The following is a 12347-nucleotide window of genomic DNA, read 5'->3' as shown; positions in this document are numbered from 1 at the left end:
TTCTAATTCTTGTGAGGAAATTAGAACCCTTTTTTTATATTATTTATGTGATACAGCCCAATTATAGGCATTCTCAAAAGCTTCTAACCAAGGAGAAACTTCATCTTGTCTATCAGTAGGGTAGTATGCCCAGTTCCATGGGAATGTAGAACGCTCAAAGTGCGGCATAGTTACTAAATGTCGTCCAGTAGCATCACACAGCATAGCCGTATTAAAATCACTTCCGTTAGGGTTAGCTGGATATCCTTCGTAACCATATTTTGCTACAATTTGATATTTATCTTCACCGTATGGTAAGTTAAATTTACCTTCTCCATGCGATATCCAAACGCCTAAAGTATTCCCGGCTAAAGAGGATAACATTATAGAGTTATTTTCTTGAATTTTAACGGATGTAAAGTTACTCTCGTGCTTATTAGAATCGTTATGTACCATTCTACCGTGCGTTTCATGTTCTGGATTAATTAAATCTAATTCCATAAATAATTGGCAACCATTACAAATGCCAACAGAAAGCGTATCTGGTCTAGCAAAGAAGTTCTTTATTACAGCATTTGCTTTTTCATTGTATTTAATAGCTCCTGCCCAACCTTTAGCACTTCCTAATACGTCTGAGTTAGAAAAGCCACCAACAGCTCCTAAGAATTGAATATCTTCTAAGGTTTCACGACCAGAGATAAGGTCAGTCATGTGTACATCTTTTACATCAAATCCAGCTAAATACATTGCATTTGCCATTTCTCGTTCCGAATTACTTCCTTTTTCCCTTAAAATAGCAGCTTTAGGCCTCATTTCGGCTCCGCTCAATGCGCCTCTATCTTTTAATTTTCCTGTGAAATTTTTAGGGAATGTATACTGTAACGCTTGATTTTTATAATTGTCGTAGCGATCTTTAGCTAAGTTATTTGCGGTTTGCTTATCATCCAGTAAATACGATGTTTTAAACCATGTATCTCTTAATGAACTAACATTTAATCCCATTTCCATGCCTCTGTTTTTAATCGTAAGTGTAGCTTCAGAAGAAACAGTTCCTATCTTTTTAAAATCGATTTTAGCATTACTTAAAACAGCCTCTATAGATGCATCTTTAGCTTGAAGTACAACACCAGCATTTTCAGAAAAAAGAAGTTTAATAGTGTCTTGTTCTCCTAAATTACTGAGGTCTAATTTAGCTCCCAGATTAACATCTGCAAAACATAATTCTAATAACGTAGTAATTAAACCACCAGAGGCAACATCGTGACCTGCAAGTATTTGTCCTTCTTTAATTAAAGTTTGAATGGTATTAAATACTGTTTTAACATAGGCAGCATCATGAACTGTTGGAGCTTCATTACCAATAGTATTTAATATTTGTGCAAAAGAAGAACCACCTAATTTAAAGTTGTCTTTAGATAGATTGATGTAGTAAATATCTCCACCATTTTTTTGTAAAACAGGCTCTACAACTTTTGTTATATCGTTACAATTACCAGCAGCAGAAATAATTACTGTACCAGGAGATATTACATCGCCATCGTTATATTTTTGCTTCATAGAAAGAGAATCTTTCCCTGTTGGTACGTTGATGCCTAATCCAATAGAGAATTCAGAAACCGCTTCTACAGCTTTGTATAAACGAGCATCTTCACCTTCATTTTTACAAGGCCACATCCAGTTAGCGGATAAAGAAACGGATTGTAGTCCATCTTTTAAAGGAGCCCAAATAATGTTTGTTAGGGCTTCTGTTATACTATTTTTACTACCTGCAGCAGGGTCTATTAAAGCAGAAATAGGAGAGTGGCCCATAGAGGTAGCAATTCCTTCTTTCCCTTTAAAATCTAGCGCCATAACACCACAATTGTTTAATGGTAGTTGTAAAGGTCCAGCACATTGCTGTTTTGCAACACGGCCACCAACACAACGGTCTACTTTATTTGTTAACCAATCTTTAGAAGCAACAGCCTCTAACTGTAAAACTTGCTCTAAATAATCGTGAAAATTTTCTAATTTATATTCTGGTGCATCGTAATTACGAGCAACTGTATTGTCTGTTAAAACTGTTTTAGGAGAGCTACCAAAAATATCAGAAAGTGCAACGTCCATAGGTTTTTCACCAGTAGTGCCCGATTCAAAAGTGAAACGGTCATCTGTTGTAACATCACCAACTTCGTACATAGGAGAACGCTCACGTTCCGCAATTTCTTTAAGTAAACTTGTATCTTCTTTACCAATAACTAAGCCCATACGTTCTTGAGATTCGTTACCTATAATTTCTTTTGCAGAAAGGGTAGGGTCACCAACTGGTAATTTATCTAAATCTATTTTTCCGCCAGTTTCTTCAACTAGTTCAGAAAGGCAATTTAAATGTCCACCAGCTCCATGATCATGGATAGATACAATAAGGTTAGCATCACTCTCTACCATACCTCGTATAGCATTTGCTGCACGTTTTTGCATTTCTGGATTAGAACGTTGTACTGCATTAAGTTCTATGGCAGAACTAAATTCACCTGTATCTGCACTAGAAACAGCTGCGCCACCCATACCAATACGGTAGTTGTCGCCACCAAGAATAACAATTTTGTCTCCTTCTTCTGGGGTTGCTTTAATAGCTTGTGACGCTTTCCCGTAACCAATACCACCAGCTTGCATAATAACTTTATCAAAACCTAAACGACGAGGATTATCGCTAGAATTAGCTTCTTCTTTATGTTCAAATGTAAGAACAGAACCATTAATTAATGGTTGTCCAAATTTATTCCCAAAGTCCGATGCTCCGTTCGATGCTTTTATTAAAATATCCATAGGAGTTTGGTATAACCATTTACGTTCTGCTAAACCTTTTTCCCATTTTCTATCTTTCTCTAATCGAGAATATGCGGTCATATATACCGCAGTTCCTGCTAATGGTAAGGAACCTTGCCCACCAGCTAAACGGTCTCTTATTTCTCCTCCAGCACCTGTTGCAGCACCATTAAAAGGTTCTACAGTGGTTGGGAAGTTATGTGTTTCTGCTTTTAAGGAAATTACAGAATCGAATTTCTCTTCTTGATAAAAATCGGGTTTATTTGCTGTTTTTGGTGCAAATTGTACCGCCTCAGGACCTTTTACAAAAGCAACATTATCTTTATAAGCAGAAACAATGTCGTTGTGGTTTTCTTGAGATGTTTTTTTAATTAATTTAAAAAGAGAAGTTGGCATTTGTACCCCATCAATAACAAAATCGCCATTAAATATTTTATGACGACAGTGTTCTGAGTTTACTTGACTAAAGCCAAAAACTTCAGAATCGGTTAATTTTCTTCCAATTTTCTGAGATACACTTTCTAAATAGGTTACTTCCTCATCACTAAGTGCTAAACCTTCTTGTGTATTATATGCCGCAATATCATCAATTTCCAGAATAGGTTCTGGGGTAATATCTATGGTAAACATTTCTTGATCTAGGCTTTCAAATTTGTGAGAAAGCATTGGGTCAAAATCTGTAAAATCTTTTGAAACGCTATAAAACTCTTCAATACGAATTACATCAGTAATTCCCATATTCTGAGTAATTTCTGTGGCATTAGTGCTCCAAGGAGTAATCATAGCAGCTCTTGGGCCAATAAAAAAGGCGTCTAGAGACGCCGCGTTTATTTTTGGTTGGTTACCAAATAACCATATTAATTTGTTTGTAGTTTCTTCCGAAAGTTCAGCGGTAGTTTGTACTGCAAAAACTTTGTTTGTTGCATCCCCGAAAAAATGAATCATTGTAGCTCTTTTGTTTAACAAGCGACAAATTTACACTTTTTAAGTGTAAATTTTTAGAAGAATAGTTAACAGTTTTTAGTACTAATTGTTAATTTCTTATTACTTAAAGTAGGGTATTTTATTTGCTAATTGTTCTATGGTTGTATTGCAACGTGATATAAATTTTGCAATAGCATATAAAATTATAAATTATGAAAAAAGTATATTTTTTATTGCCTGTATTTATTATGACAATATCTTATACAGTAAAGGCACAAGAAACGGAAACTTCAAAGGATAAAAAAATATCTTATTATGAGCAAAGAGCAAAAGAAGATGCTGCTTATGAACAGTCTACAAAAATTACTGTAGAAGAGGAAGAAGAGTTTTGGGAAGATCAAAAAGCTTATGAAAAAAACTTAAAGAAAAGAGACCGAAAAGCATATAGAGCTTATATGAGAGGAAAAAGAGATGCTTATGCTGAACATGCAGAATATTGCGATTCTCATTGCCACCACAGCCCTCATTATCATAGTCATGCAAGATTTTATTATAGTTCTCATTATAGAAGTGAACCAAGACGTACTACAGTTGTAAGAACTAATGTGGGAGTTAATGTCCCTAGTGTTAGAATAGGGTTGTAATTTTGAAATTGGTATATATAAAAAAATCGGCTTTACTAAAGCCGATTTTTTTTGTGCTAAACTATTGCATTATTTCTTTTTTAAGAGAGCCATGTAAAAACCATCAAAACCACTAGTAGAGGCAAATATTTTTTTGTCTTTTATGAGTTCAAAGTCTTTACCTTCTTCCGATGTTAAAAAGGACTTTACTTGGTCTATGTTTTCTTGTGGTAAAATAGAACATGTAGCATAAACCATTTGTCCTCCAGGTTTTACCATTTTGCTATAGCTTCGAATAATCTCTTTTTGAGTTGCTATAATTTTATCTACAAATTCTGGTTGTAATTTCCATTTAGCATCTGGGTTTCTTCGTAAAATTCCTAAACCAGTACAAGGAGCATCAATTAAAACACGGTCTGCTGATCCATACAGCTTTTTAATTACTTTGGTAGACTCTATATGTCTGGGTTCAATATTATGTGCTCCTGCGCGTTTTGCTCTACGCTTTAATTCTTTTAATTTATTGGCATAAATATCTAAGGCAATTAATTGCCCTTTATTTTCCATTAGAGCAGCTAAATGCAATGTTTTTCCTCCTGCGCCAGCACATGTATCTACAACACGCATTCCTGGTTTTACCTCTAAAAACTCTGATACCAGTTGCGAAGAAGCATCCTGAACCTCAAACCAACCATTTTTAAAGGCATCACTAGTAAATACATTTCCGCGTTCTGCTAATTTTAAAGCACTTGTGTATCCTTTTATGCCATCTGTATCAATGCCATTATCTAAAAGATTTTTACGTAATTTTTCTTTTGTAGTTTTAAGGGTGTTTGCTCTAAGAATAACATCAGCTTGCTGGTTTAAAGCAGCAGCCTCTTTATTCCATAGTTTTTCGCCTAAAGACTTTTCACAAAGCTCATCCATCCAATCTGGAATAGATTCTTTATATTTTCTTGTTTTAGAAAGTTCATCAAACCTTCCTTTAATTTTTCTTTCTGGTGTTGGTTCTAATTGTTTCCAATCTGGTAATTTTATACCTCTAAGAATAGCCCAAACCGCAAATAAACGGAATAAGTTGGGTCTAGAATACGGAGCTTTTACTTCCGCAATTTCAGAGTACAGGCGTTTCCAACGAACAATATCATACGTTGTTTCTGCAATAAAACCACGGTCTCGAGAACCCCAACGTTTATCAAACTTTAAAACTTTTTGTACTACTTTATCTGCATATTCGTCTTCATTAAAAATTAAATTTAACGCATCTATAACTGCAAAAACAAGATTTCTGTGTAATTTCATCACTTAAAAAATAAGGCTGCAAAGGTATTGCATTAGAAGTGAATAGACTTATTTTTGATAAAATTAATCTTCATGAAATTTTCTTTCCCAATTTTACTATTTGTTTCCCTTTTATTTGGCTGCAATCAAGAAAAGAAAAAAACGCCTTTTTCTTCTGTACAAGCAGCTATCATATATGAAGATTCTGTTAGTATAAGAGCTATTGAGGTTATGGGTACTAGTTTAGCTTTTGCTGCAGACAAAGGTGTTTTTGGTTCTGTAGATTTTGCGACAAATAAAGTACGATTAAATACAATAGACTTTGAAGGTAAGAAACCTCATTTTAGGTCTGTTGCACATACAAATTCCGATTTTTTTATGTTTTCTATAGCGAATCCAGCTTTGTTATATAAAACCGGTGATGCAGGGAAAATGGAATTAGTATATAAAGAAGTAGGAGAAGGTGTTTTTTATGATGCAATGACTTTTTGGAATGATAAAGAAGGAATTGCAGTAGGAGATAGTACTAATGGTTGTATTTCTATACTAATTACAAGAGATGGAGGAGAGAGTTGGTCTAGAATTCCTTGTGAAGATTTACCAGAGGGATTAAAAGGGGAAGGAGCTTTTGCTGCAAGTAATACCAATATTGAAGTTCAAGGAGATAAAGCTTGGATAGCTACCACAAATAGCAGGATTTATTATTCTGAAAATAAAGGAGTTAACTGGCGCGTTTTAACAACTCCCATTATAGATAAAAAGCCTACGCAAGGCATTTATTCTTTAGATTTTTATGATGATAAAATAGGATTTGCTATTGGTGGAGATTACACTAGCCCAGAGTCTAATACTAGTAACAAAGCAATAACAATAGATGGTGGTAAAACATGGAAATTAGTAGCCAATGATAAAGACCCTGGCTATAAAAGTTGTGTACAATTTGTTCCTAATTCTAATGGGAATGAAATTGTTGCTATAGGTTTTACAGGAATTTCTTATTCTAAAAATAGAGGAGAAAGTTGGCAACAACTATCTAATGAATCTTTTTACACACTTCGCTTTGTAAATGATTCTATTGCTTATGCTGCAGGGAAAAATAGAATCGCAAAATTAAGTTTTAAATAAAAAATGGAGCCAATTTGCTCCTTTTTTTATGTACGTTATTTATTTTCTGATTTATGTTTTTTTCTATATTGATGTAATAGTTTTCTTTTAAAGCCATATTCAGATTGTAGCATAATAAATGTTTTTTTGGCCGAGACTACTTTTCTAACATCTAGGATAAACTTTTCTTCTAATGCATGTTTTTTTTCATTTAAAGAAATTTCCAATTCTAAAAGCTTATTTAGCTCTTTTTCAGACAATTTATCTATTTCTCTTATTTTTTCATGAATTTCTGACCTTTGCTGCATTCTTATTTTCTCTACTTTTTCTTCATGCGCATTATATACAGGCCAAAATTTTTGCGCTTCATTGGTAGTTAAATCTAACTTCTCTGTTAAATAAGCAATTTTTAATGCTTTTATCTTTTCATGGTCGGGTTTGCGTTGTGCAACAATGCTAGTAGCAATTAATAGCACAGCAACAAATATTATTTTTTTAATAATCATAACTGTCTAAATTTAATTCGTTAAAACTATCTAGGTCATCTTCTAAATAGTCTATAATATTCTCTTCATTTATTCCAGCGTCTAATATATCCGTAATATCTAAATTATCTACAGGAACTACTTCAGCAATTTCATAACTAGAAAAGTTTAAATCTGTATATTCTATGTATGCATCTATATCAGAATTTGCTATATCTTCTATACTGTAATTTGTTGTTTTATTTAAGTTTATACCAACAAAGAGTAAAATTATAGCTGCCGCGGCAATAGCAGAGTAGTAGTACTTTTTATAGGATTTTAGAGGAATTACTTTTGTAGGGGTATCTTCTAACTTATCTGAAATATTTTTATGTAAAGTGTCAAAATAATCTTTGGGTACCGTAAAACCTTCTTTATTAGGTATTTTTATTTCTTCTTGTGAAGAAATTTTATCTAACAGAGAATCATTAAAATTTTCCAGATAATTTTTAGGAAGTTTAAATCCGCTATTTTTATTGACTTTTTTCATGTTACTTATAAGACTCCTTTTTTTTGTAAAGGTTTAATTTTCTTTTATATACGTTTCAATTTTTTTTGATGCAAGATGGTAAGAAGCTTTTAAAGCTCCTACAGAAGTTTCTAAAATTTCTGATATTTCTTCGTACTTCATTTCCTGAAAATATTTCATATTAAATACTAATTTTTGTTTTTCCGGTAATGTAGCAATTGCCTTTTGCAACTTTAATTGAATTTCATTACCCTCAAAATAAACATCAGATTCTAAATTATTTAGTAGTGTTTCTTGTAACTCTACGTTACTAACTCCCATTTTTTTTGATTTCGATTTTAAAAAAGATAAAGATTCATTCGTTGCAATTCTATACATCCAGGAGTAAAGCTTGCTTTCTCCTTTAAAATTAGTAATGTTTCTATAGACTTTAATAAAAGTATTCTGGAGAACATCATCTGCATCATCATGATTTAAAACAATACCACGGATATGCCAGTAAAGCCTTTCTTTATAGGTGTTTACGAGCGTTTCGAAAGCCCTTGTTTGGGTTTCGGTTTGCTTTAAATCTTCTAATAAGGTTTGTTCTTCTAGCAATAGTTTTTACTTACGATCTATACTATGACTATAAAGGTAGTAAATGGTTTAATTTGGTGGAGGAGTTTTTTTTAGTTTAAAAAAAGGAAAATACTATTTTTCTTAGAGCTCTGGATTTATTTTTTTAAAACAAACTCTACCATGAATTGATGTTCTTCTTCTAAAGTTAAGGTAGGGAAAGTTTTTCCTGCTTGTTGATACCAGTAACTAGCATTAAATGTATCCCCCTCTTTTCTATGTAAGTATGCGTGAATCCAACTTCCTATTTTGTTGTGCATATCTTGAGCAATATTATGTGAAGCTTCCCAATTGTCATTAGCATCGTACCAAAGAGATTTTAAGGATCCTGGCCAATCTTGATTAGGTTTTTTGTTTTTAAGGGTCTCTTTAAACTCTTCGTAGGAATTTATTTTAAGCATTTATAACAATTTTGAAGCCATTACGAGGCGGCTTTTTTTAGATTTAGAGGGATTATCCTAAAGATTGCATAGCAACAAGTTTATTGTATACTCCTTTTTTAGCAAGAAGTTCTTGATGCGTACCTTGCTCTACAATTTCTCCTTTTTGTAGCACCACAATTTTGTCTGCCTTTTGAATAGTGGAAAGTCGGTGTGCAATTACGATTGAAGTTCTGTTTTGCATCATTTTATCTAAAGCATCTTGAACTAAGCGTTCACTTTCGGTATCTAAGGCCGATGTAGCTTCATCTAGAACCATTATTGGCGGATTTTTTAATACCGCTCTTGCAATGGACAAACGTTGCTTTTGTCCACCACTGAGTTTGTTACCGCTATCTCCAATATTAGTTTCATATCCATTAGGGAGTTCTGAGATAAAATCATGTGCATTTGCAATTTTAGCGGCTGCTATAATTTCTTCTTCGGTAGCATTTTCTTTTCCTAGACCAATATTATTTTTAACAGTATCATTAAATAATATAGAATCTTGTGTGACCAATCCTAATAATCCACGAAGCGATTTTTTAGTTAGGTTTTTAATGTTTTCATCATCAATAGTAATAGCACCTTGATTAACATCATAAAAACGAGTAACTAGGTTTGCAATGGTACTTTTTCCACTACCAGATTGTCCTACTAATGCAACTGTTTCTCCTTTGTTTACAGTAAGGTTAAAGTCTTTAAGTACATATTCTTCTTCATACTTAAAAGAGATGTTATTTAACTGAATAGCAGTATTAAAATTTTCTTTAGTTATAGCATTTGGTATTTCAGAAATAGGATTTTTAGTTTCCAATATTTCTAATACTCTTTCTGCAGCAGCATTCCCTTTTTTAACACCATAAGATGCTTTGCTAATTGCTTTAGCTGGAGTAAGAATATTATATGCTAATCCCATATATGCAATAAATAATTCAGGTTTTAGTGTTTTTTCTACTAAAACCATTTGCCCACCAAACCAGAGTATAACACCAATTGCTGCAATACCAAAGAACTCACTTGTTGGGGAAGCTAAATTTTGCCTGTTTAATAAGGTGTTCGAAAAGTTAAAAAAACGTTTAGTAGAGTGTTTAAATATGTTAGAAAATTTTTCTTCCGCATTAAAAGCTTTAATAACCCGTAAACCACCTAAAGTTTCTTCTAGAATAGATAAAAAAGCTCCTTGTTCTTGTTGTACTTTGTCCGATTTTCTTTTTAAAGATTTTCCTAATAGTGAAATTAGAAAACCAGAAATAGGTAAAAAGATAAATACAAAAATGGTTAGTTTTACACTAATGGAAACCATTGCTATAATAGTAAATAGTATAGTTAATGGCTCTCTAATAATCAATTCTAATATGGAAAGAAAGGAGTGCTGAATCTCTAAAACATCTGTAGTAATTCTAGCAATTGTATCTCCTTTTCTTTTTTCAGAATAATAAGATAATGGTAATTCTACTGTTTTTTTGTACAACTCATTTCTAATGTCTTTTAAGACGCCATTCCTTAAGAAAGTAATAAAATACATGGCTAAGTAATTAAATAAGTTTTTAAGAAAAAACATAGAAATTACTAAGGCGACCATAAAAATTAAAGCGTCATTTTCTCCTTGACCAGCTTTTTGGGTAACAAAATAACTTAGATAATCAAAAAGATACTCCTTTGCATTAAATAAACCTTTCCAATGGGGTTTTGTATGTATGGCTTCTGTTTGTTTAAAAATAACAGATAACATTGGGAATAAGGAAACCATTGCCAAAGTAGCAAACAACGCATAAAAAATATTAGATATAATATTTAGTATTGCATAGCTCCTATAAGGTTTGGCAAAGCGGAGTATCTTTTTAAAATACTCCATTAACCTAAATTAAGTTCGCTAACTATACGATTAATTTTTGCTTCTAATTCTGCATCTACAGTCTTAAAGTCTTCTGCTTTGTTTAGAGTAGTATTAATACTAAAATAGAATTTTATTTTAGGTTCTGTTCCACTAGGTCTTGCTGCCATTTTTGTACCATCTTCTGTAATGTAAATTAATACATTAGAAGTAGGAATATCTATAGGTGTAACTTTTCCAGTTTCAAGATTGGTAGAAGTAGCGGTATTATAATCTTCTACCGTTACCACTTTAGAGCCATCTATTGTAGCTACAGGGTTTTCTTTAAAATCTACCATCATTTGTTTAATTTCTTCGGCACCAGAAATTCCTTTTTTGGTTAAAGAAATTAGTTTTTCTTTATAGAATCCAAAATCAACATAACAGTCAATTAAATCTTTGTAAAAAGAACTACCATTTGCTTTTGCATTAGAAGCAATTTCACAAGCTAATAGGGTAGAGGTAACGGCATCTTTATCACGAACAAAATCGCCAACCATAAATCCAAAACTTTCTTCACCACCACCAACAAAATCTTGATTAGGGAAATCTTTTATCATTTTGGCAATCCATTTAAAGCCAGTTAAACCAACTTTATATTCTACGCCATAACCTTCTGCTAGTTTTCCCATCATAGGAGTAGATACAATAGTAGAGCCAATAAACTCATTACCATTCATTCCTTTAGCTTTACGTTGGTCTAAAAGAAATTTGGTCATTAATATCATGGTTTGGTTACCATTTAAGATTTCCATTTTACCATCTAAATTACGAACGGCAATACCTAAACGGTCACTATCTGGGTCTGTCCCAACAACCATATCTGCACCTATTTCTTCGGCTTTTGCTATTGCCATTGATAAAGCTTCTGGCTCTTCTGGGTTAGGAGAAACTACCGTTGGGAAATTACCATCTGGTTTTGCTTGTTCTTCTATAATAGTTACGTTGCTATAACCAGCTCTTTTTAATACTTCTGGAATTGCAGTAATAGATGTTCCGTGTAACGAAGTAAAAACAATTTTAAAATCGTCTTTTCCTTTAGCATTAAAATTACCATTAGCTACAGATGCAGAAATAAAAGATTCATCTGCTTCTTTATCAATAAGTTCAATTAAATCTGGATTTGCATCAAACTTAATATCTTCAAAGTTTAAGTTATTAATTTCGCTTATAATGGCTCCATCTTGTGGAGGAACTATTTGTCCACCATCTGTCCAATATACTTTATAACCATTATATTCAGGAGGATTATGAGAAGCTGTTAAAACAATGCCTACATGGCAATCTAAATCACGAACAGCAAAAGAAAGCGCAGGAGTGGTCCTTAACTCAGAAAAAAGAAAAACTTTAATTCCATTAGCAGAAAAAACTTCAGCAACAGTTTTTGCAAGCGTATCACTATTATGTCTGCAATCGTAAGCTATAACTACTTTTAAATCTTCACCAGCATATACCTTTTTTAAGTAGTTAGATAAACCTTGGGTGTTTTTTCCTAAGGTGTATTTATTAATTCTATTGGTTCCTACGCCCATTACGCCACGCATACCACCAGTACCAAACTCTAAGTTTTTATAGAATCTATCTTTAAGTTCTTCGGTATTATTGTTTTGTAATTCTTCTATTTCTTTTCTTGTATCGGCATCAAAAAAATCTGACTGCCAAGTTTTTACCGTATTTAAATATGCATCCATAATTTGTAAGAATTTTATTTCAAAAACTTGATTT

The 12347-nt window shown here is 32.7% G+C and carries 10 protein-coding genes; 2 read left to right on the top strand and 8 right to left on the bottom strand.

Translation table 11 applies throughout. The features are described from left to right. Positions 1-39: 39 nt before the first annotated feature. The gene (purL, locus tag CLV91_RS10875; protein ID WP_121067759.1) at positions 40-3732 is read right to left on the bottom strand and encodes a phosphoribosylformylglycinamidine synthase; all 3693 of its coding nucleotides are present in this window, start codon (positions 3730-3732) and stop codon (positions 40-42) included. A 191-nt stretch (positions 3733-3923) separates the two neighbouring features. Here purL and CLV91_RS10870 point away from each other — a divergent pair, with 191 nt between their 5' ends. After that, positions 3924-4355, top strand: a complete 432-nt coding sequence (locus CLV91_RS10870) for a hypothetical protein (protein ID WP_121067756.1) — start codon at positions 3924-3926, stop codon at positions 4353-4355. 69 nt (positions 4356-4424) lie between these two features. On the opposite strand, the gene CLV91_RS10865 is transcribed toward CLV91_RS10870, so the two are convergent. Then, positions 4425-5636, bottom strand: coding sequence for an RsmB/NOP family class I SAM-dependent RNA methyltransferase (locus CLV91_RS10865; RefSeq protein WP_121067753.1), 1212 nt, complete (start codon positions 5634-5636; stop codon positions 4425-4427). 72 nt (positions 5637-5708) lie between these two features. On the opposite strand from CLV91_RS10865, the gene CLV91_RS10860 reads away from it, so the two are divergent. After that, positions 5709-6740: a WD40/YVTN/BNR-like repeat-containing protein gene (locus CLV91_RS10860; RefSeq protein ID WP_121067750.1), complete on the top strand. Its 1032-nt coding sequence runs from the start codon at positions 5709-5711 to the stop codon at positions 6738-6740. A gap of 35 nt (positions 6741-6775) precedes the next feature. Here CLV91_RS10860 and CLV91_RS10855 read toward each other — a convergent pair whose 3' ends face one another. From CLV91_RS10855 to CLV91_RS10830, 6 genes are all read right to left on the bottom strand, one after another. After that, entirely contained in the window at positions 6776-7225 is a 450-nt protein-coding gene (locus CLV91_RS10855) for a hypothetical protein (RefSeq protein ID WP_121067747.1), read from the bottom strand. Next, positions 7215-7733: a hypothetical protein gene (locus CLV91_RS10850; protein ID WP_121067744.1), complete on the bottom strand. Its 519-nt coding sequence runs from the start codon at positions 7731-7733 to the stop codon at positions 7215-7217. Before CLV91_RS10850 ends, CLV91_RS10855 begins: the two co-directional genes overlap by 11 nt. Positions 7734-7766: 33 nt before the next feature. Next, positions 7767-8309 carry an RNA polymerase sigma factor gene (locus tag CLV91_RS10845; RefSeq protein WP_121067741.1) on the bottom strand — a complete coding sequence of 181 codons (543 nt, stop codon included), beginning with the start codon at positions 8307-8309 and terminating at the stop codon, positions 7767-7769. 116 nt (positions 8310-8425) lie between these two features. After that, complete coding sequence (locus CLV91_RS10840) at positions 8426-8728, bottom strand: hypothetical protein (RefSeq protein ID WP_121067738.1); 303 nt, start codon at positions 8726-8728, stop codon at positions 8426-8428. A 52-nt stretch (positions 8729-8780) separates the two neighbouring features. Continuing rightward, positions 8781-10604, bottom strand: coding sequence for an ABC transporter ATP-binding protein (locus tag CLV91_RS10835; protein ID WP_121067735.1), 1824 nt, complete (start codon positions 10602-10604; stop codon positions 8781-8783). Further along, on the bottom strand, positions 10604-12313 hold the full coding sequence (locus CLV91_RS10830; RefSeq protein WP_121067732.1) for a phospho-sugar mutase: 1710 nt from the start codon (positions 12311-12313) through the stop codon (positions 10604-10606). Before CLV91_RS10830 ends, CLV91_RS10835 begins: the two co-directional genes overlap by 1 nt. Positions 12314-12347 lie beyond the last annotated feature (34 nt).

This window comes from Maribacter vaceletii, from assembly GCF_003634105.1.
Lineage (GTDB): Bacteria > Bacteroidota > Bacteroidia > Flavobacteriales > Flavobacteriaceae > Maribacter_B > Maribacter_B vaceletii.
Note: the sequence above shows the minus strand (reverse complement) of the source record. Positions and strands in the feature narration are given on the sequence as shown.